Consider the following 20763-nt stretch of genomic DNA (forward strand, 5'->3'; position numbering starts at 1 on the left):
ATGGACTTCGGCCGGAGCGCCGCACAACAGGAGCGGTACGCGCGGATGAGCGCGGACGCGCGGAAACTCGCCTCAGCCTCTTCCGCCGCCGGATCCGGCCGGGACGCCTGGAAGGATCTGGCCCGCCTCGGACTGCTCGGCGCGGCCGTCCCGCAGGAGTACGGCGGCACGGGCTTCGGCGCTCTCGACACGGCCCTTCTGTACGAGGCCGCGAGCGAGGGCGGCGCGGACACCGGGGTGCTCTTCGCCGCGGCGGCCCATCTCTTCGCCTGCGTCCGGCCGGTGATCGAGTTCGGGCTCCCGGAAACCCGTGAGGCGCTGCTTCCCGCCCTGTGCGGGGGAGAGCTGATCGCGGGGAACGCCATGACGGAACCGGAGTCGGGATCGGACGTCTCCCGGCTGACGACCCGGGCCACCAGGGTCGACGGCGGATATCTCCTCGACGGGACCAAGAGCTTCGTCAGCAACGGCCCGGTCGCCGATCTCTACGTCACCTACGCGACCACGGATCCGGACGGCGGCTACTTCAGCTCCACCGCGTTCGCCGTCGACCGTAATTCCCCCGGCCTGGTCGCGGGAGCACCGATGGAGAAGTCGGGCCTCGCCGCCTGCCAGGCGGGCGAGGTCCGGTTCACCCGGTGTTTCGTGCCGGACGACCGGGTGCTGGGAAGCCCCGGCCAGGGGCAGTTGGTTTTCCAGACGTCGATGCAGTGGGAGCGGTCCTGCCTGTTCGCCATCTACCTGGGCCAGCAGGAGCGCCTCATCCGGCGATGCGTCCACCACGTGGGGGAACGGCGGCAGTTCGGGAAGCGGCTCGCCGAACTCCAGCCCGTCGCGGACCGGTTGGCGGACATGAAACTGCGGCTGGAGAGCGGGCGGCTCCTCCTCTACCGCGCCTGCACCGAGATCGACGCCGGTCAGGACCCCTCCCTGTGGGTCGCCATGGCGAAGCTTGCCGTGTCGGAGGCCGCCGTCGCCACCGCGCTCGACGCCGGCCGGATCTTCGGGGGCCGCGCCTTCCAGACGGAGTACGGGATCGAGGAAGAGGTGCGCGACGCCCTTCCCGCCACCACCTTCTCCGGTACATCCGACATCCAACGTCAGCTCATCGCACGGGAGTTGGGGTTATGAGTCTCTACAGTCTGGTGGTCGACGCGGCCGCCGGGTCGCCGGACGCACCGGCGGTCAGCGACCTCGTCACCGGCTTCACCTACGGCGCGCTGGACGCGCGCGCCGATGCTTACCTGACGGCGCTGCGCGGACGCGGCGTCCGGCCGGGCGACCGCGTCCTGGTGTGGACCGACAAGACGGCCGAAGCGGTGGCCGTCGCGCAGGCGGTGTTGCGGTGCGGCGCGATCCACGTTCCCGTCCCACGGGGCAACCCACCTGAGCGGGTCGCCCGGATCGCCGCGGACGCGCGCCCGGCGCTGATCGTCACGGACCACGGTGAGCGCGTCACCGGCGCCGACTGCGTACCCAGCGCGGATCTCCTCCGGGAAGCGACGAACAGCGCCGACGCCGCACATCATCCGGTCCGGCCGTCCGACCCGGCGTACATCCTCTACACCTCGGGGTCGACGGGGACGCCGAAGGGCGTGTGCCTGAGCCACGGGAACGCGCTCGCGTTCGTCGAATGGGCCTGCCGCGAACTGCGACTCACCGCGGACGACCGGCTGTCCAACCATGCCGCGTTCAGCTTCGACCTGTCCGTCTTCGACCTCTACGGAGCCTTCCGGGCCGGCGCGTCGGTACACCTCGTCGGCGATCTCCTCGCCCAGGCCGCGGAACCGCTGGTCGACTTCCTGCTGGAACGCCGGATCACCGTCTGGTACTCGGTGCCGTCGGCGCTGGTCCTCATGGCCGAGTACGGCGAACTGCTGGAGCGCGGGCCGGGGGCGCTGCGCGCGTGCGTCTTCGCCGGGGAACCCTTTCCGCTGAAGCAGCTCAAGGACCTGCGCCGAGCGTGGCCGGACGTCCGGATGCTCAACTGGTACGGCCCGACGGAGACCAACGTGTGCACCTCGTACGAGGTGACGGCCGCCGACCTCGCACGCACCACGGCCGTCCCGATCGGATCGCCCGCGGCCGGGGACACGGTGTCGCTGCACGACGGCGAGATCCTGGTCAGCGGCCCGACCGTGATGCTCGGGTACTGGGGCGCGGAACCTCAGGACGGTCCCTACCGAACCGGTGATCTCGGCCGTTACGACGCCGACGGTCTGCTGGAGTACCGGGGCCGGGCCGACGACATGGCAAAGGTTCGCGGCTACCGGATCGAGCCGGCCGAGGTGGAAGCCGTGCTCGTCGCGCACGAGGCGGTGCGCAACGCGGTGGTGCTGGTCGTGGGTGACGGTCTGGACGCACGGCTGCACGCCTTCGTGGTCCCCGAGAACGGCCGTACGCCCGAACTCGCGGAGCTGCGACGGCACTGCGCGGTCCACCTGCCGCCGTACATGACCATCGACGCCGTGCACGACGTCGGCCGCTATCCCCGCACGCCGAACGGGAAGGTCGACCGCACCGCGCTCGGCGGCCTGGTGGTACGGGAGGCCGGTGCATGACCGGCACCGCCTGGGACGCCTTCTGGTCCACGCTCCCCGCCGAGCCCGGCGCCGCACTCTGGGACTCCTCGCCCGAGCTCACCGCGGCGCGGCACCTGCCGCTGTTCCGTGAGCACGCCGACGCGTCGCTGCCGCTGCTCGACATCGGGTGCGGCAACGGCCGGCAGACGCAGTGGCTGGCGCGGCACTTCCGGGGGGTCGTCGGACTCGACATCGCCGAGGCCGCGGTGCGCCTGGCCGCCGCCTCGCACACCGCCCCCAATGTCGCCTACCGCCGCGCCGACCTGCTCGACCCCAACACCGTGGCGGCTCTGCGCGCCGAGTTCGGCGACGTCAACCTCTACATGCGCGGGGTCCTGCACCAACTCGCCCCAGACGACAGGCAGGTGATGCTGACGACGATGAGGACCCTGCTCGGCAGGTCCGGCGTGCTGTTCGCCCAGGAGCTGACCGAGCGCACCGGCTGGTACGTCGCCGAGCTCCTCGCGGGCGGTGCGCGGCTGCCGAAGACGGCCGGGCTGGCGGCCCACTTCGACTTCGGCGGGCGCGTCGCACCCGCCCACGACGGGCGCCTGCGAACGCTGTTCGCGGACAGCGGCTTCGACATCGTTGCCGACGGTGACATCCCGCTGCACACCACGGAACGCACCCCCGACGGACGACCGCTGGAACTGCCGACGCGGTACATCGTGGCGCGTGCCTCGGCACGGCTCTGACACCCGGAGGAAACGATGTCTGACACCCGGAGGAAATGATGACGGACCCTGATCGCGCCGCACTGCTCGACGAGTTGCTCCGCTATGTGCGGGAGGAGCTCGCGACGGGCGTGCCGGCCGAACAGATCACCACTGACAGCCAGTTGCTGGAGCAGGGGGTGCTGGACTCGGTCCGCACCGCACGCCTGCTGGCACACATCCGCACCACGTACGGCGTCCGCGTTCCGCCCATGCACATGACCGGTGAGCACTTCCGCACGCTGGAGACGATCACCGACCTCATCACGCGGCTCCGCTCGCAGGCCGCCTCCCTCTGACAGGAGAACTGATGACTCACGACTACGACATCGGCATCATCGGCGGCGGCCCGGCCGGATCCACCGCCGCCTCCTATCTGGCCAAGGCCGGCCTGTCGGTCGCCGTCTTCGAGAGTGAGTTCTTCCCCCGGGAGCACGTGGGGGAGTCGCTGGTCCCCGCGACCACACCGGTGCTGCTGGAGATCGGCGCCATGGACAAGATCGAGGCGGCGGGCTTTCCGCGCAAGTACGGCGCCGCGTGGACGTCCGCCAACGCGGACGGCGTGGACCCGCTCGGCTTCCAGGTCAGCGACCACGGCCTCGGGGCCGCCGACGTGCTGTTCAACGAACGCGACCAGCTCGGCGTCGACCGCGACCACACATTCCACGTCGACCGTGGGCAGTTCGACCACATCCTGCTCAAGCACGCGGAGAGCCTCGGGGCGAAGGTGTTCTCCGGAGTGCGGGTGCGGGGCGTGGACTTCGCCGACTCCACCCGTCCCCTGATACGCGTCGGACTCGGCGGGACGACCGCGGAGGTGGCGGTCCGGATGGTCGTCGACGCCAGCGGACGCGGCACGCTCCTCGGGCGGCAGCTCAAGGTGAAGGTGCCCGACCCGGTGTTCAACCAGTACGCCGTGCACAGCTGGTTCGAGGGACTCGACCGGGAGGCCCTGGCGAACAACCAGAACCAGGCCGAGTACATCTTCATCCACTTCCTGCCGCTCAGCGACACCTGGGTGTGGCAGATCCCGATCACCGACACGATCACGTCGGTCGGGGTCGTCACCCAGAAGGCGCGGTTCAGGGAGGGCAAGGACGACCTCGAAGGCTTCTTCTGGGACTCGGTGGGCAGCAGGCCCCTGCTGCACGACGCGTTGAAGGGCTCCGTGCGGGTCCGCCCGTTCATGGCCGAGGGCGACTACAGCTACGGCATGCGCAAGGTGTCCGACGACGCAATGGTCATGGTCGGTGACGCCGCCCGGTTCGTCGACCCCATCTTCTCCAGCGGTGTCAGCGTCGCCATGAACAGCGCACGGCTGGCGTCCGCCGACATCATCGCCGCCGCGGAGGCCGGCGATTTCAGTGCCGGCCGGTTCGAGAACTACGTGACCAAGCTACGGCGTGGCGTGTCCAGTTGGTACGAGTTCATCTCCATCTACTACCGCCTCAACATCCTGTTCACCGCCTTCGTCCAGGACCCGCGCTACCGGATCGACGTCCTCAAGCTGCTTCAGGGGGATGTCTACGACGAGCAGGAGCCGGTCGCCCTGACGGCGATGCGCGACTTCATCGCCGCCGTGGAGGCGGATCCGGACCACCTCTGGCACCCGCTGCTGGGAAAGATGAAGGTGTCGCTCAGCTCCCGGGCGCTGTTCTGAACCCGCCCTGGGCGGTCCTGTTCGACATGGACGGAACGCTCGCCGACACCGAACCGCTCCTGCACGAGGCCCTGTTGGCGGTGCTCGGCGAATCGGGCGTACCGGCCGCGGCCATCCGGCCGGAGGAACTGCGGGGGCACGGCGTCGCCGAGAACCTGGCCCGGCTGAGCGGCCTGGCGCAGTCGCCGATGAGTACGGAGGAGCTGTACGCGCGCGTCAGCGACCGCATGCTCGCCCGGTTGCGTCTCGGGATCGCTCCGCTGCCCGGAGCCGTCGCTCTGCTCCGGGCGCTCGGGCGGGCGGGCGTTCCCCGCGCGCTGGTCTCGTCCTCGTACCGGGCGATGGTGGACGCCGTCCTCCCCTCGCTGGGACAGGCCGAGTTCACCGTGACCCTGGCCGGGGACGAGGTGCGGTGTCCGAAACCGGACCCCGAGTCGTACCGCACCGCCGCCGCCCGGCTCGGCATCGCGCCGGAACGCTGCGTGGTCGTCGAGGACTCGTCCGCCGGCCTCCGCTCGGGCCTGGCCGCGGGGTGCGTGACGGTCGCGGTCGCGCCGACCCGGGAACCGGTGACCCTCCGCGTGCGGAGCCTGTCCGAACTGACCGTCGAGGGGCTTGCCCGCCTGGTGGACGTGGACGGGGGAGTGGGCGTGGACGCGGGCGCCGAGAGCGCCGGTCGGCGGGCCGTCGGGTGAGGGGGCGGAAGGGCCCGCGGTGCGGTACCGGCACGTCCATGCCGCGACACCCGACACCGCCGCCGACAAACCGACCCGTGTCGTGAGACCCGCCGGACCCCGGGACGCGCGGCGGACCCCGGGACGCGCGGCGGACCCCGGGACGTGCCGGACCCCGGGACCCGCCGTACCCCGGGACCCGCCGTACCCCGGGACCCGCCGTACCCCGGGACCCGCCGTACCCCGGATCCGCCGGACCCCGGATCCGCGGGACCCCGGATCCGCCGTACCCCGGGACCCGCCGTACCCCGGATCCGCCGTACCCCGGATCCGCCGGACCCCGGATCCGCGGGACCCCGGATCCGCCGTACCCCGGAACCCGCCGGACCCCGGGACGCGGCGGGCGCCGCTCCCGACCGACTCGCTGGAGAAAGTGGTGAACTGACATGAACGGACTCCGACGCACGCGCGGCGACCAGGGCATGACGCCCATGAGCCCCGCCCGGACGCGGTCATGAAGCCGGCGAACGTGTTTCTCAGCGGCCTCGGCTGCTGGCTGCCGAGCGCCTACGCCGCGTCCGAGGCGGTCGCCTCGGGCCTGTACGACCCCTCGGTCCACGCCGAGAGCGGCCTGCGCAGCGTTCTGGTCGCCGGGTCGGAGTCGCCGCCCGAGATGGCCGTACGAGCCGCGCGGACGGCGCTCGGCCGCTCGCCGGGCGGCGCCGCCGCGATCGGGACGGTGCTGCACGGCTCGACGTTCTACCAGGGGCCCGAGATGTGGTCCCCTTCGGCGTACATCATGCGCGAGTTGGGCATCTCGGGGGCCGGCAGCACCGAGATCCGCAACGGGTGCAACAGCATGCTCACCGGTCTTGAACTGGCCGCCGGCCTGCTGTCGTACCAGCCGGAAAGCCGGCCGGACATCCTGCTGACCACGGCGGACAACTTCAACTCCCCGATGTTCAACCGATGGGACAGCGGGCCCATGGGCGTGATCGCCGCCGACGCGGCCAGTTCCGTGGTGATCAGCCCGAGCGGCGGCTTCGCCCGCGTCGACGCGGTCGTCTCGCGGGTCTACCCCGAGTTCGAGGGGATGGCACGCGGCGACGAGCCGCTGTTTCCCCCCACCGGATCCACCGGGCGGCGGATCGACACCGTGGAGCGCGCCCAGCAGTTCAACGAACGCGTGCGGGAGATCGGCGGGGTGAGCATCGCCGACGGCATAGCGAAAGCCTGCTCCGAGACCGCGCTCGCCGCCGTGGACGAGGCGGGCGTCGATGTCGGCGAACTGCGCTGGGTCCTCGTGCCCAACGGCGACGAGGCGACCACGCGGAACTGCGTCATGGAACCGCTGGGCCTGGACGTATCCCGGTCCCAGTTCGAGTTCGGCCGCGAGATCGGACACGCCTCGTCCAGCGACCAGTTCATCGCGCTCGACCATCTGCTGCGCACCGAACGGCTCGACGCGGGTGACCACGTCCTGCTCTTCGGTGGCGCCCCCGGATGGTCGGCCGTCGCCGTCGTCCTCACCATCACCGAACCGCCTACCCGGGAGCAGGAGTTGACGATGTCGGCAGGAGGAGCGACGTGACCGCCGAGCGGCAGGCCCCGGCCACCGGGGAGCCGATCGCCATAGTGGGCATGGCGTGCGAGTTCCCCGGCGCGGAGAACGTCTCCGCGTTCTGGAGGATGCAGCTCGACCAGGTCGACGCCACCGCGGACGTCCCGGCCGACCGCTTCCCCATCGACGCGTTCCACGACCCCCGACCGCGGACACCCGGCCGGATCGTCAGCCGGCGCGGCGGCTTCCTGCCCGACATCCGAGGCTTCGACGCCCGCTATTTCGGCGTCTCCGGCCGCGAGGCGAGCCACATGGACCCGCAGCAGCGGCTGCTCCTGCAGACCGCCGCCGCTGCCGTACGGGACGCCGGCCTGACACTGGAGCAGCTCGCCGGGAGCCCGACCGCGGTCGTCGTCGGTCAACGGACCGCCGAGTACTGGGACTTGCTGCGCGCCGCCGGGGCGCTGGACATCTACGCCAACACCGGCACGTCCCGCAGCGTCCTGTCCGGCCGCCTGTCGTTCTTCTTCGACCTGCGCGGTCCGAGCACCTCCGTCGACACCGCCTGCTCGTCATCGCTGGTGGCAGTGCACCAGGCGTGCGCGGCGCTGCGCGGCGGGGAGGCGACCCTCGCCCTGGCCGCGGGCGTCAACCTGGTGCTCACGCCGGAGGAGAGCATCACGTTCTCCCAGGCGGACATGCTGTCCGCGGACGGCCGGTGCAAGTTCGGCGCGCACAACGCCGACGGCTTCGTCCGGAGCGACGGCGTCGGCGTCGTGGTACTCAAACCGCTGGCGCGGGCCGAGGCGGACGGCGACCGCGTCCACGCGGTCATCCACGGCTCGGCGGTCGAGAACGAGGGCCGCAGCAGCGGTTACCTGATGACCCCCTCGGAGACCGCGCAGATCGACACGATGCGGCACGCCTGCGCGCGCGGCGGCGTCGACCCGCGCGCCGTCGGCTTCGTGGAGGCGCACGGCACCGGAACACCCACCGGAGACCCGATCGAACTCCGCGGCCTGGACGCCGTGTACGGCACCGGCGCGGGCCGGTCGGCGACGGACCCCCTGCTGGTCGGCTCCGTGAAGACGAACATCGGCCACACCGAGGCCGCCGCCGGCATCGCCGCGCTCATCAGGGCGGCCCTGTGCGTCGAGCACGGCATCGTCCCGCCCAGCCTGCACAGCGGGCGGCTGACCGACGCGGTGGACTGGGACCGTATGGCGCTGGAGATCCCGCAGGCCGCCCGCGACTGGGGCGGTGACGGCACCCCCCGCTACGCCGCCGTCAGTTCGTTCGGCATCTCCGGCACCAACGCCCACGTCGTCCTCGGCGAGCACTGCCCCGACGCCGTCCCGTCGGTGGCCACCGAGCCGCAGCCGCACCTGCTCACCCTGTCCGCGCAGACGCCCGCCGCCCTGCGTGAACTCGCCGACGCCTACGCCGACTTCCTCGGACCCGACGGGGAAGGCCGCCGGCACGACCTGCGCGACGTCAGTTTCAGCGCGCTGACCCGGAGCACCCATCACCGTCACCGCATGTCCGTGCTTGCCACGGAACACGACCAGGTCGTGCGGCAGTTGCGCAAGGGCAGGCCCATCGTCGCCGCCAGGACCGACGCGGGGTGGAAGACCGTCTTCGTGTTCCCCGGCCAGGGCTCCCAGTGGCACGGTATGGGGCGTCGGCTCCTGCGGACGTCCACGGTCTTCCGGGAGACGGTCGAAGAGTGCGACCGGCATGTCCGCGCCGAGTGCGGCTGGTCGGTGATCGAACTCCTGGCCGGTGACGACGAGGCGGCCTGGCCCATCGATGTGGTGCAACCGCTGCTCTGGGCGATCGAGGTCGCGCTGGCCGCGCTCTGGCGGTCCTGGGGAGTGGTGCCCGACGTCGTGATCGGCCACAGCATGGGCGAGGTCGCGGCGGCCTGCACCGCGGGCGCGCTCACCCTGGCCGACGGCGCGGCCGTGATCTGCCGGCGCAGCGCCCTGCTCAAGGAGATCGCCGGCGCCGGATCCATGGCCGCGGTCGATCTGCCCGCCGACGAGCTGCGGCGGGAACTCGCCGACGTACCCGACGTCGACGTCGCGGTGAGCAACGGCCCACGCCGCACCATCATCTCGGGCGGCACCTCGTCGGTGGAGAAGGTGCTGGCCGAGCTGACCGGACGCGGCGTGTTCGCCAGGATCGTCAAGGTGGACGTCGCCTCGCACAGCGGCCAGGTCGACCCCCTGCTGGACGCGCTGCGCGCCGCCCTGCAATCGGTCCGGCCCCGCGAAGGGCACGTGCCGCTGCGCTCGACGGTGACCGGAGAGCTGCTGACCGGCGAGGAACTGGACGCCGACTACTGGGTCCGCAACCTCCGCGACGAGGTCCGCTTCCACGCGGCCGTCGACGCCGAGACCGCGGGTCCCGAAACGGCGGCGGTCGTCGAGATCAGCCCGCACCCGGTGCTCAGCGCGGCGGTGAAGGAATGCCTGCCCGAGGAGCGCACCGACGACCAGGTGGTGCCGTCGCTGCTGCGTGACACCCACGACCTGACCGCCCTGCTGACCTCCGTCGGCCAGCTGCACCAGGCCGGATACCCGGTGCGGCTGCGCGCGCTGTTCGACGGCCCGGCCGCCTACGTGGGACTGCCCGCCTATCCCTGGCAGCGCGCCGAGTTCTGGCTGGAGCCGAGCGCCGGACCGGCCGACGCGCGGTCCACACCCCGGACGGGCTCGCCCACCTGGACGGGTCCGACGACCGACGGGCCGCCGACCGGGACACGTCCACCGACCGAGACGGCCGCGACACGTCCGGGGGGCACCACCGGTACGACACGTCCGGCGGGCGCCACGGCCGCGCCGGACACCACGTTCGGACACCCGCTGCTGGGCGCGCACACCGTCCTGGCCGACGGCGCGCACCGGTGGGAGGGCCCCATAGACCTGGAGCGCAACGCCTACCTCCTGGACCACAAGGTGCAGGGCCTCATCATCCTGCCCGGCACCGCCTATCTGGAGCTGGCGGTGGCCGCCGCCACCGAGAGCGTCGGCACCGACGTACTCGTCAAGGACGTCCGCTACGACAAGGCGCTCTTCTTCACCGCCGAGGCCCCGCCGCTCCTGCGAGTGACCCTGCGGCCGTCCGGGCGGCGGTGGACCTTCGACGTTGCCACCGCCGACGGCACCGACTGGACCCGGCACGCGCACGGCCAGGTCGAGGAGGCACCCAACGGTGTACCCCTCGGCGACCTCCCCGACGGAACCCCCCACCAGATCGCCGCGCGCGTCCCCGACCACCTCACCGGCGCCGAGTTCTACCGCCGGTTCGCGGCCCGCGGCAACGACTGGCGCGGCGTCTTCCAGGGCATCGGGCAGGTGTGGCGCGGCGACGACCAGGCGCTCGCCGAGATCGTCGTCCCAGCCGGCCTCACCGAGTACGAGCGGCACCACGCCCATCCGGCGGTCCTCGACGCCTGCGGACAGGTGCTCGCGGCCACGCTGCCCGACTCGACACTCCCCGGCGACCAGCACGCCTTCGTCCTGGGCTCCATCGACTCCTTCCGCCTGCATGGGCCGCTGACCGGAACCCTCTACAGCCACGTGGTCCAACGCGACCTGACCGCCGAGTCGTTCAGCGGCGACATCGCCGTCCGCGACGAACTCGGCACGCTGCTGGCCGAGTTCCGCGGCCTGCGGATCCGCTGGCTGCTGCGCCGCGAACAGCCAGGCCCGCTGACCGACTGGCTCTACCAGCCACGCTGGACACCGGCCGCCGCACCCGCCGTAGCGCCGGAGCCGTCCGCCGGCGCCTGGCTGGTGTTCGAGGACGAGGACCTCGGGCCGCGCCTCGCACCGGCGAACGGCGCGCGGATCTCCGTACTGCCGGGCGACAGGTACGAGCGCACCGGTGACGGGACGTACCGCATCGATCCTTCCCGTCTCGACGACTACGCCCGGCTGTTGTACGAGGCCGGCCGTGACCGTCCCGAGGGCCTGGCCGCCGTGGTGCACCTGTGGGGCATGCGGGCACCGCGTCCGGTGGGGGCGGTCCCGCTCGGACTCGGCAGCGCGCTGCTGCTCGACCAGGCACTGTCCACCGCGCGAGGGGACGGCCCTCGCCCACGGCTCGTGCTCGTCACCCGCGGCGCCGAGACGGTCGTGGACGCGGACGGGGCGCCGGACCCGGAGCAGTACGCCCTGTGGGGCTTCGGACGTACGGCGGCGAGCGAGCTGTCCGCCGTCCGGCACACCCTCATCGATCTGGACGCGGCCCCCGGCTCGGCACGGACAGAGGCGCTGGCGCGGGAGATCGAGACCGCCGACACCGGCGAGGACCAGATCGCGCTGCGGGCCGGAACCCGATACGTCCTGCGGCTGCGCCGCACATCACCGGCACCCGGCGCGGACGACGTCACCGAGATCACGCCCGCCGACGCCCGCCGCGGAGGACCGGTGCGCGTCACGGTCGAGGCACGAGACCCGGCCGCCGACGAGGTGCGGATCGCCGCGGCGTACGGCGGGGTCGGCTTCCGTGACGTGCTCCAGGCGGCCGGGGCGTACCCGGAACGGGACGACGACGGCCGCCTGGGCTGGGAGACCGCGGGCGTCGTCACGGCGACCGGCGCCGACGTGCGGGGGCTGAGCGTGGGCGACCGCGTGGTCGCCGTCGCCCGTCCGGGACTCGCCACGCGGGTCCTCGCCGATCGCCGGCTGACCTGCCGTGTCCCCGACGGTCTCGGTCTCGCCGAGGCCGCCACCGTGCCGATCTCCTACCTGACCGCCTGGTACGGCCTCATGGAACTGGCCGCGCTCCGCGAGGGCGAGAAGGTACTCATCCACTCGGCCACCGGCGGCGTCGGACTGGCCGCGATCCAGGTGGCCCGGCGACGGCACGCCGAGATCTACGCCACCGCCGGCAGCGAGAAACGGCGAGCCCTCCTGCGGACCATGGGCGTCGCCCATGTCGCCGACTCCCGGGGCGACTTCGCCGCCCCGCTGCTGGACGCGACCAGGGGGGCGGGCATGGACGTCATCCTCAACTCGCTCACCGGCAAGGCTGTTGACCAGAACCTCGGCATGCTCGCCCCGTACGGGCGCTACGTGGAACTCGCCAAGCAGGACCTGGCGGACGGCCGCCCGACCGGACTCGGCGGCCTGCTGCGCAACGGCTCCTTCCAGGTACTCGACATCGCCGCCTTCTGCCGGGAGCACCCCGCGCGGGCGGGCGCGCTGCTCGCCCAGGTACTGCGTCTCGTCGCGGCCGGTGAACTCGCGCCGCTGCCCGCCGAGGTCTACCCGCTGGACGCCGTCGACTCCGCGTTCGACGACATGAGCAAGGCGCGGCACGTGGGCAAGGTGCTCATCGACCTGCGGTCCGCCCCGGCGGACCCGCCGACGCCCGCGCCGACCCGGATGCGCTCGGACGCCACCTACCTCGTCACCGGCGGTGCCGGCGGCCTCGGCTCCGGACTGGCCCGCTGGCTCGTCGCACGCGGCGCCCGGCACCTGCTGCTCACCGGCCGTTCCGTGCCCGGTCCGGCCTCGCCGTCCGGGGGCGACATCGCGGCCCTGCTGGAGGAGTTGCGCGGCCAGGACGTCGAGGCGCAGTACGCGCCGGTGGACGCGTCGGACGAGCGGTCGCTGCGTCGGCTGGTCGAGAACCGCCGCGCCGCCGGCCGTCCGCCGGTCCGGGGCGTCTTCCACACCGCCGGCGTCTTCATGTACAAGCCCATCGGCGACACCACCCTGCGGGACCTGGAGACCGTGCTGCGACCGAAGTTGGAGGGCGGGCGCGTCCTCGACCGCGTCTTCGACCATGACCTCGACCACTTCGTCCTGTTCTCCTCCGGGAACGCCCTCCTGGCGTCGCCCCAGGTCGCGGCGGCCGCCGCCGCCAACGCCGGCCTCGACGCGATCGCCCGCGGCCGGCGCAGCCGGGGCCGCACGGCACTCTCCGTGAACTGGGGCTTCTGGACCGACCGGGGCATGGCCGCGAGAGCGGGTACCGAACTCGGACGGAACCTGATCCCGCGTGGCATGACCGGGTTCACCTCCGAGGCGGGGTTCGCGGTGCTGGATCACCTCCTGGCCAGCGGCGCCGGGGACACCGTCGTCATGCCGGTGGACTGGGCACGGTGGCGGGCCGCGTACCCGGCCGCGGCCGACTCCCCGTTCCTGCGGGACGTCGTCGACGACGCGCCCGCACACCGGCTCCCTCCGCATCCGCCCGAGGCCGTACGGGTTCCCCCGGACCGCGCCGTTCGGCCCAAGCCCTCGACTCCGCCCGCTCATCGACCGCAACCCCTGTCGCCGCGCCCGCAAGCCTCACCCGGGGAAGTGGCAACCGCCTCACCCGGGGGAGTGGCAGCGGCGTACGGGAACGGTGGTACGGATCCCGCGGCCGACCCGTCCGCACCCGCCATCGACCGTGGGGAACTGCTGCTCGCCAAGATCGCCGCCATCCTCCGGGTCGACCCCGCCCACCTCGACCTGGACCTGGACCTCACCAGCCAGGGACTCGACTCGCTGATGGCGGCTCAGCTCCGGCAAGAGGTGCAGAACTCCCACGGGGTGCTGCTCCCGATCGGCAAGATCCTCAGCCGGGCGACGCTCAGCGAGCTGACGGAAGCCCTGCGCGCCACGGAACAGCCGCGGTGATCCCCGGTGGCCTTGTTGCTGATGCTGGCGGGGTGTGGGGAGCGGGCGGCTGAGTTCGAGCCGGCGTTCGAGAGCGTGCGGGAACTGCCGGAGACGCTCGGCGAGGGAAGCGATGATGGACCGGCGGGCGAGGACCGAGTACACCCTGGCTTCCTTCCTGGACGACAGGGTCGGTGGCAGCGGGTCGAAGAAGGCGGTCAACGCTCTGCGCGCCGCGCTGGAGGAGGGCAAGTTCGTGGAGTACCACGAGGTGCTCTACGCCAACCTGCCCGAGGAGAGCGTCGACGGCTACACCGACGCCTTTCTGCTGAAACTGGCCGGCGAGGTGGAGGGCTTGCCGGGTCCGGCCTTCAACGCGGCCGTGAAGAGCATGAAGTACCGCTCCTTCGTCACCGCCTCGGAGGAGGCGTACGAGCGGGCCGGGGGAGCCAAGGAGCCCGAAGGGCCACCCCGACGAGTGGGAGGACAGCTCTCTGTGAGCCACCGGGGGGGCGTGAGGCATCGCGGGGCGTGAGGCGTCGGGCGGCTCGTCCTCGGCGCGACGATGCCCGGTATCGGCATGTTCCACCGAAAGAATGTGTGCAGGGATGTCGATCCAGGACGCCTCCGTACGACGCAGGGGTGAGAGGACGACATCAGCGCGAGAGGTGGAAGCCATGCCCAAGGTCCGGGTGCACAACGTGACGATCTCCCTCGACGGCTTCGCGGCCGGCGAGAACCAGCGGCTGGACGCTCCGTTCGGAGACGGCGTCGGCTGGGGCGAGGAGCTGCACAGCTGGTTCGTGACCGCGTCCGAGGACTCCGCCGCGGGAAGGTCCGGAACCGACGTCGACTACTTCACCCGTGCCGACCGGAACGTCGGCGCCACGATCATGGGGCGGAACATGTTCGGGCCCCAGCGCGGGCCGTGGGAGGACGAGTCCTGGCAGGGCTGGTGGGGCGACAACCCGCCCTACCACCACGACGTCTTCGTGCACACCCACCATCCGCGCCCGGCGCTGGAGATGGCCGGCGGAACGACCTTCCACTTCACCGACGAGCCGCCGGTGATGGTGCTCCAGCGCGCGTTCGACGCCGCGGACGGCAAGGACGTGAGGATCGGCGGCGGTGCGGCGGTCATCCGGCAGTATCTGCGAGCCGGGCTGATCGACGAACTCCACCTCGTCATCGCGCCGATGCTCATCGGCCGCGGGGAGCGACTGCTCGACAATCTGGGTGACGGGATCGACGGCTACCGGGTGTCCGAACTGGTCGGCTCGTCGACCGTGACACACGCCGTTCTGGTCCGCCGCTGACGCGCGGGTCCGCGGGTCCGCCAGGGCGGGAGCGCCGTCGCCCTGGCGGACTCTCGTCCGCGCGTAGAACCCGACAGCCCGTCGGACACGGCCACGGGCAACTGCCCCGCAGGCGGGCGGAGCTGACCCCGTGAGCCGCCGGGGCCGTACCGCGGACCGTCCACGAACATTGGCGACGAGCCTTCGGTCACCACCATTGCCGACTGCAACACACCTCGCTATGTTAATCGAAAATCACATCTGTGCGACGAGGCCGATCACACGCTGGTCGCGCAACCGGCAAGTCTGCGAAGGCACCTGGAACCATCTGACCCATCAGGGAAGCAGGTAAGTCAATGGAGAACCTCAGCAGGCGCAGGGCTCTGTCACTGGGTGTCGCACTCGGGCTCGTGGGCGCGGCGAACCCCGCCCGGTCCTGGGCGTCGGCGGGCTCGGTGACCGGAGCCGCCGCGGGGACCGGTCCGGAGTGGATCTGGGACGACGCGGCGGACCCTCTGATGGCTTCGATGCTCGACAACGGACACGTACCGGCGATCAACACCGCATGGGCGCCGTGGGTGAACAACAACCACCCTCTGCCCAGCGGCCTGCCCGCCGACTTCACCGCGTACCTGCGGCAGGTCAACCGGCTGCCCTCCTGGGCGGACCCCGCCAAGCTGGCCCGCGCCGCCGACTTCAACCGGCGCAGGGACACGTACCTCTTCATGCTGTACGGCCTCGGCAGCGGAATCATGAGCACGGTGATTCCGCGCGAGGCCAAGAGCGTCTACTGGTCCGCCGGCGGCGCCGACATGCAGGACCGCGCGGCCAAGACGTTCACGTTCGGCTACGACCTGTCCCAGCTGGGGGCGTTCGAGCCGACGGGGCAGTTCGTCGTCACGGCGAACAAGACGCGCGTGGTGCACGCGGCGGTGCGTCATCTGCTGCCGCAGTCGCCGCACTGGCGGGCGGTCGCCGACGAGACCGTTCCGATCAGCGCCGCCGACATCCTCGTCACCTTCCACAGCCTGGGCACCTACGTGTACAGGAAGTTGCTCGACTGGAAGATCCCGTTCCCGGCCGCGGACCAGGAGGCGTTCCTGCACTCGTGGCAGGTCGCCGTCCACCTGCTCGGTGTGCCGGACGAGCACATACCCCAGACATGGGCCGCCGCCGAAAGGCAGTCGGCGCAGGTGCTCACCCCGATCCTCACCCCGTCCACCGAGGGCATCGCACTGGCCGAGGACCTGCTCGGCCTGACCGCACAGATCGACCTCGGTGTGACGCGCGGGTTCCTGAACGAGTTCGTGCGCTACGTCCTCAGCAACGAGGTCGGTGACTGGCTGGGACTCAAGCGTGACTACGCGTCCGCGGCCCTGGTCCGCACCGCGTGGCCGACGTTCATCCTGTTCCGCGAAGGGCTGTCGCCCGTCATGCCCGGCACCTTCTACATGTTCGACCAGTTCATACGCTCCCTGGCCATGCTGTTCCTGAACAAGGGCTCCTCCGGGACCACCACCCCCATCACGATCCCCACCGGAAACAGGGCGGGCTGAACCTCGGTCCGGTCCCGTGCCCGCCCTCGCGCCAGCTGAGCCGGGGGCGGGCGGTGAGGGGGCTCTCGTACGAGTGCGGAGCCTCTGGTACGGGATGCGGAGCCTCTGGTACGAGGTGCGGAGCCCGGCGGCCTTCGGGTTCCGACGGTCGTTCAGATACCCAGAGCGCCCAGGACCAGCGCGGTCACGGCCTCACGGTGGTCAGGGCTGTCCCGCCAGCGCAGTCTGCGTCCCGCTTCGACCACCACGCCGAACCCCGCGTGCACAAGCACGCGGGCCTGGCGCGGGTCCAGTTCCGGACGGGCCAGCCGCAACTGCTGCTCCCAGACGGCGATGTGTTCCCGCTGCGCGAGGACAACCGGCCGTCGCAGGCCGGCCGGCAAGCCGGCGATCTCGGCCTCGGCAACGCTGTTGAGCTCGGTGTGCTCAAAGCTGTAGGCCACGTACGTCGCCGCCAGCGCGACCAGTGCGTCGTGCGGGCCCGCCATCTCGCGCAGACTCTGCTCCACACCCTGGGCGAGAAGTCCCGCCGCCTGAAGGCAAGCCGCGGCCAGAATGTCGATCTTGCCGGGGTAATGACGGTAGAGCGCGGACGGGGTCAGTCCTACCGCCTCCGCGATCTGTCCGTTGGTGACGCTGGCGAATCCGTCCCTGGCGAACAGCGGGATGGAGGCCGCGAGGATCTCCGCGCGCCGTGTGCGCGGCACCGGCCGGGCGGGCAGCTCGACGGGGTGCGCGCCCGCCCTGCGCGCCGCCGGATCAGTCGCGGCGACGCCCAGGGCGGACGCCAACAGCAGGCCCTCGGCCCGGCGTTGGGCGATGGAAGTGTGATGCATCGTGATGGACCCGATCACACCGAGGGCCGCCATGGCCCGAAGGCGCTCGTCAGACAGCGGGTGTTCGCGCTGTACCGCCTCGTCGACCCGCTCGACGAGGTGCGCGAACTTCGCCCCGAGACGCCGACGGTCCTCGCGGCTGAGGTACCGGGCCTCCCATCGGTACACGCCGCCCGACGCACGGTGAGCGATGGTGATCCGGGTGACGGCGGTGAGTACATCCGTCAGGGGCGCTCCGGAGGGCACCTCGTCGAGCGCGGCGACCAGTCCGTCCACCATGACGTCGGCGCACTCGGCGAACAGGGCGTACTTGTTGGGGAAGTGCCGGTAGAGAGCGGCGGCGGAGATGCCCACGCCGGCCGCGACCTCTTCCATGGACGCCGTGTGGTAGCCGCGCTCGCTGAAGACCCGGCCGGCCGCGTCGATGATCAGCTGCTTGCGGTTGCGGGGCCGAGTGGCCGCGGTCGCATCGGCTGTCGCCGCCGAACGGGCGGACGGGGAGGCGGAGGCCATACGGATTAGTCAATCATACCGCGTCAGGAGGCCGGGGTCCCTCGGCGCGGCACGAGCAGGACGTGACTGCGGGATCACTTCCCAGGTGGTTCGCTGCCCCGAGACGCCAGCGAGGTCTGTGTCGTCCGCCCAGTGGAGCGGCTGTCGTCCGTCCAGGGGGAGTGGCTGTCGTCCGTCCAGGAGGAGTGGCAGTCGGCGTTTCGGAGGGGTATGCCGTCCGGCAGCGGTGCCCGGTGTCGGAGCGGCCGGTCAGGGGAAGGTGAGGACCGGCTTGACGACGCCGCCGTCCCGCATGGCGGCCACGGCCGCGCCGATCTCCTCGAACGGGAACGTGGTGACCAGCCGGTCGAGCGGAAAGAGGCCACGCCTGTGCAGACCGACCAACTCGGGGATGAACCGGCCGGGGTCGGAGTCGCCCTCGATCACCCCGTGCACGCGGACGCCCTTGGCGAGCAGGCCCATCACGTCGAACGTCACCTCACCGCCGAGGCCCAGAAGGGCGAGTTCGCCGCGCGGGCGCAGCGCGCCGACAGCCCGGCGCGCCATCTCCGGACGGCCGGTGGTCTCGACGACGTAGTGCGCGCCACCACCAGTGAGATCGCGCAGCGCCGCCACCAGACCGTCCCCGGGAGCCAGGGCGGCCTTGGCACCGAGTTCGGTCGCCAGGGCACGGCGGCCGGCGACGGGATCGACGGCCACCACCGGGTCACAGCCCACGGCCACCGCTGCCATCAGCGCGCTCAGGCCGACCCCGCCCGCGCCCAGGACGACCAGCGAGGAACCGGGTCCGGGGCGCAACCGGTTGAGCACGGTGCCCGCGCCGGTCTGGCCGCCGCAGCCCAGCGGCGCGGCGACTGCGCTCGGCAGGTCGGAGGGCACCTTGACCACGCCGCGCTCGTGGACGACGGCGTGCGTGGCGAAACTGGACTGGCCGAAGAAGCCGGCGCGCAGTGGCGCCCCGTCGAGAGAGAGCGGACTGGTGCCGTCGTCACGTCCACCGGAGAGGTTTCGGGCCCGCGCGCTGCCGCAGTAGGCCGGGTGGCCCGCCGCGCACTGTTCGCAGGCGCCGCAACTGGCGAAGGTGAGGCAGACATGGTCCCCCGGCGCGAGGCCGGTCACCCGCGCGCCCACCGCCTCCACCCGGCCCGCGCCCTCGTGACCGAAGACCATCGGGGTGAGCTCCCGGGGCCAGGTGTCCCGCATCGCCAGGTCGGTGTGACAGACGCCGACCGCGGCCATCCTCACGAGCACCTCGCACGGCCGCGGGTCCTCAAGGTCCGCTTCCCGGAGGGTGAACGGGGCGCCCGGCGCCTCGATGACCGCCGCGCGGACTCGCCTCACGAGCCCTCTTCGGCACGCGGGCCCTCGTGCGAGGGCTCGGGGGCCCGCGTGAGGAAGAAGTAGTAGAAGGGGCCCTCGGCGGGGACGCCCTTGGTGTTCATGATCCCCATCAGCGTGGTGTCGTCCACCCACTTGAAGTGGTCGAAGACCGGACGGCCGTCGTAGACCATGGTCGCCGTCGGCTCGCCGCGGAACTCGACGGTCCACAGACTGGCCTCGCCCTGGCCGAGCTCGCGGTTGGAGTACAGCTCGCCCGTCTCGTTCCGGCACATCAAGGGCTTGGCGTCGTGCACGGTCACGAACGTCTTGCCGTACCAGTTGGCCTCCGCGAGCATGCCCTCAAGGGGGTGTCCGGTGCGGAACTCGCCGCCCTTCCACTCACCGAGTATCTCCTCGGGGCGGGTGGGAGCCAACGCCGCCCAGATCTCGTCCAGTTCAGCGGCGGCGACCATGGCGTCCTTGTTCCGGAGCTCCTGGAACCGGGCGCGTGCGTCGAGCATGTCCATGCGCGGTGACCTCTCGTCGATGCTGATACCGAAGAAGCGAAGAAGTGCAAGTGACTACCCCCGCGAAAGGTATGACCGCCCGAGGGAAGGGCGACGCGGGAACGGGAGCGAGAGATCGCCGGTGACCGCACCGGGGTGCCCCACCGTGCCGAGGCTCAGCAGCACGTGCCGTTCGGCGACCTCCTCCGCGGTGAGCGGTCCGTCCGCACGGAACCAGTTGGCGACCCCCTGGCACATGACGAGCACCGACCGCACCGCGTCGCCCGGGATCGGTGTGGTGAACACGCCCTGGGCGCGGCCCGCCTCGACCGTGTCCAGCAGCATGTGTTCGAGGTAGTCGCGCAGGGCGACGTAACGCGCCCGGTTTCTGGGCTCCAGGCTGCGGATCTCGGTGTCCAGGAAGGCCAACTGCCGGCGGTGTGCCATGTAGAGCACGATCGACTCGACCGTGCCGCGGAACCGCGCCAGCGGATCGTCCCCGGCTTCCCCGGCGGCTGCCCGGCAGCGGTCCAGGACATCCTTGATGGACGCCTCCAGCAGCGTGGCCAGCAGGGCCTGCTTGTTCTCGTAGTGGTAGTACAGCGCGGGCACGGTGACGCCGACCCGGCCGGCGATGTCCCGGACCGAAGTGCCGTGGTAGCCCTGTTCGTTGAAGGCCTCCATGGCGTGCAGCAGGATCGGGTGCAGGTCGAGCGGTCCGTAGGAGCGCCAGTGCTCCGCCGGGTGCGTGGTGTCCTGATTCGGCTCGGCGTTCAACGGCTCTCCTCAAGGCTGCTTAGCGATCGATCAGGAAAGACCGGTGTCCGCTATCCGGCCTGTCGTCATTTCCCCGGTACTGGTACGCAAAAACTCTTGCTGCGCGGGGAGTTGACCGACCGCCACCCCACTCCTACCTTCTTAGCGAAC

At 71.6% G+C, this 20763-nt stretch carries 14 protein-coding genes and 1 pseudogene; 11 read left to right on the forward strand and 4 right to left on the reverse strand.

Annotated elements, in window-relative coordinates:
* The 11 genes and pseudogenes from ACIP79_RS18380 (at window position 1) to ACIP79_RS18430 (ending at window position 16661) form a co-directional block, all read left to right on the forward strand.
* The gene (locus ACIP79_RS18380) at window positions 1–1131 is read left to right on the forward strand and encodes an acyl-CoA dehydrogenase family protein (protein WP_401224437.1); all 1131 of its coding nucleotides are present in this window, start codon (window positions 1–3) and stop codon (window positions 1129–1131) included.
* A complete protein-coding gene (locus ACIP79_RS18385) occupies window positions 1128–2561 on the forward strand; it encodes an AMP-binding protein (protein WP_401224439.1) in 1434 nt (477 codons plus the stop codon). The genes ACIP79_RS18380 and ACIP79_RS18385 overlap by 4 nt, the downstream gene beginning before the upstream one ends.
* Window positions 2558–3277 carry a class I SAM-dependent methyltransferase gene (locus tag ACIP79_RS18390; protein WP_401224441.1) on the forward strand — a complete coding sequence of 240 codons (720 nt, stop codon included), beginning with the start codon at window positions 2558–2560 and terminating at the stop codon, window positions 3275–3277. The genes ACIP79_RS18385 and ACIP79_RS18390 overlap by 4 nt, the downstream gene beginning before the upstream one ends.
* 38 nt (window positions 3278–3315) lie before the next feature.
* Entirely contained in the window at window positions 3316–3594 is a 279-nt protein-coding gene (locus ACIP79_RS18395) for an acyl carrier protein (protein ID WP_387185529.1), read from the forward strand.
* Between the two features lie 11 nt (window positions 3595–3605).
* Window positions 3606–4955, forward strand: coding sequence for an NAD(P)/FAD-dependent oxidoreductase (locus tag ACIP79_RS18400; protein ID WP_401224443.1), 1350 nt, complete (start codon window positions 3606–3608; stop codon window positions 4953–4955).
* 17 nt (window positions 4956–4972) lie between these two features.
* The gene (locus ACIP79_RS18405; RefSeq protein ID WP_401224974.1) at window positions 4973–5650 is read left to right on the forward strand and encodes an HAD family hydrolase; all 678 of its coding nucleotides are present in this window, start codon (window positions 4973–4975) and stop codon (window positions 5648–5650) included.
* A 493-nt stretch (window positions 5651–6143) separates the two neighbouring features.
* Window positions 6144–7220 (forward strand): ketoacyl-ACP synthase III family protein, encoded by a 1077-nt coding sequence (locus tag ACIP79_RS18410; RefSeq protein ID WP_401224446.1) that lies wholly within the window; start codon window positions 6144–6146, stop codon window positions 7218–7220.
* On the forward strand, window positions 7217–13831 hold the full coding sequence (locus ACIP79_RS18415; RefSeq protein WP_401224448.1) for an SDR family NAD(P)-dependent oxidoreductase: 6615 nt from the start codon (window positions 7217–7219) through the stop codon (window positions 13829–13831). Before ACIP79_RS18410 ends, ACIP79_RS18415 begins: the two co-directional genes overlap by 4 nt.
* A 130-nt stretch (window positions 13832–13961) precedes the next feature.
* Window positions 13962–14279 (forward strand): annotated as a pseudogene (locus ACIP79_RS18420) (DsbA family protein); the annotation flags it as partial.
* A gap of 208 nt (window positions 14280–14487) precedes the next feature.
* Complete coding sequence (locus ACIP79_RS18425; RefSeq protein ID WP_401224451.1) at window positions 14488–15126, forward strand: dihydrofolate reductase family protein; 639 nt, start codon at window positions 14488–14490, stop codon at window positions 15124–15126.
* Between the two features lie 335 nt (window positions 15127–15461).
* Window positions 15462–16661: an oxygenase MpaB family protein gene (locus ACIP79_RS18430; RefSeq protein WP_401224453.1), complete on the forward strand. Its 1200-nt coding sequence runs from the start codon at window positions 15462–15464 to the stop codon at window positions 16659–16661.
* 152 nt (window positions 16662–16813) lie between these two features.
* Here ACIP79_RS18430 and ACIP79_RS18435 read toward each other — a convergent pair whose 3' ends face one another.
* From ACIP79_RS18435 to ACIP79_RS18450, 4 genes are all read right to left on the reverse strand, one after another.
* Window positions 16814–18010 (reverse strand): TetR/AcrR family transcriptional regulator, encoded by a 1197-nt coding sequence (locus ACIP79_RS18435; RefSeq protein ID WP_401224455.1) that lies wholly within the window; start codon window positions 18008–18010, stop codon window positions 16814–16816.
* Between the two features lie 249 nt (window positions 18011–18259).
* The gene (locus tag ACIP79_RS18440; RefSeq protein WP_401224458.1) at window positions 18260–19351 is read right to left on the reverse strand and encodes an NAD(P)-dependent alcohol dehydrogenase; all 1092 of its coding nucleotides are present in this window, start codon (window positions 19349–19351) and stop codon (window positions 18260–18262) included.
* Window positions 19348–19857, reverse strand: coding sequence for a DUF4334 domain-containing protein (locus tag ACIP79_RS18445; protein WP_401224459.1), 510 nt, complete (start codon window positions 19855–19857; stop codon window positions 19348–19350). Before ACIP79_RS18445 ends, ACIP79_RS18440 begins: the two co-directional genes overlap by 4 nt.
* Window positions 19858–19911: 54 nt before the next feature.
* Window positions 19912–20613: a TetR/AcrR family transcriptional regulator gene (locus ACIP79_RS18450; protein WP_401224460.1), complete on the reverse strand. Its 702-nt coding sequence runs from the start codon at window positions 20611–20613 to the stop codon at window positions 19912–19914.
* Window positions 20614–20763 lie beyond the last annotated feature (150 nt).

This window comes from Streptomyces sp. NPDC088747 (genome assembly GCF_044751025.1).
GTDB lineage: Bacteria > Actinomycetota > Actinomycetes > Streptomycetales > Streptomycetaceae > Streptomyces.

What these genes read in the sequence shown, in the direction of transcription:
- ACIP79_RS18380 (WP_401224437.1), top strand. Translation starts at nt 1, where the DNA reads ATGGACTTCGGCCGGAGCGCCGCACAACAGGAGCGGTACGCGCGGATG.
- ACIP79_RS18385 (WP_401224439.1), top strand. Translation starts at nt 1,128, where the DNA reads ATGAGTCTCTACAGTCTGGTGGTCGACGCGGCCGCCGGGTCGCCGGAC.
- ACIP79_RS18390 (WP_401224441.1), top strand. Translation starts at nt 2,558, where the DNA reads ATGACCGGCACCGCCTGGGACGCCTTCTGGTCCACGCTCCCCGCCGAG.
- ACIP79_RS18395 (WP_387185529.1), top strand. Translation starts at nt 3,316, where the DNA reads ATGACGGACCCTGATCGCGCCGCACTGCTCGACGAGTTGCTCCGCTAT.
- ACIP79_RS18400 (WP_401224443.1), top strand. Translation starts at nt 3,606, where the DNA reads ATGACTCACGACTACGACATCGGCATCATCGGCGGCGGCCCGGCCGGA.
- ACIP79_RS18410 (WP_401224446.1), top strand. Translation starts at nt 6,144, where the DNA reads ATGAAGCCGGCGAACGTGTTTCTCAGCGGCCTCGGCTGCTGGCTGCCG.
- ACIP79_RS18425 (WP_401224451.1), top strand. Translation starts at nt 14,488, where the DNA reads ATGCCCAAGGTCCGGGTGCACAACGTGACGATCTCCCTCGACGGCTTC.
- ACIP79_RS18430 (WP_401224453.1), top strand. Translation starts at nt 15,462, where the DNA reads ATGGAGAACCTCAGCAGGCGCAGGGCTCTGTCACTGGGTGTCGCACTC.
- ACIP79_RS18435 (WP_401224455.1), bottom strand. Translation starts at nt 18,010, where the DNA reads ATGGCCTCCGCCTCCCCGTCCGCCCGTTCGGCGGCGACAGCCGATGCG.
- ACIP79_RS18445 (WP_401224459.1), bottom strand. Translation starts at nt 19,857, where the DNA reads ATGGACATGCTCGACGCACGCGCCCGGTTCCAGGAGCTCCGGAACAAG.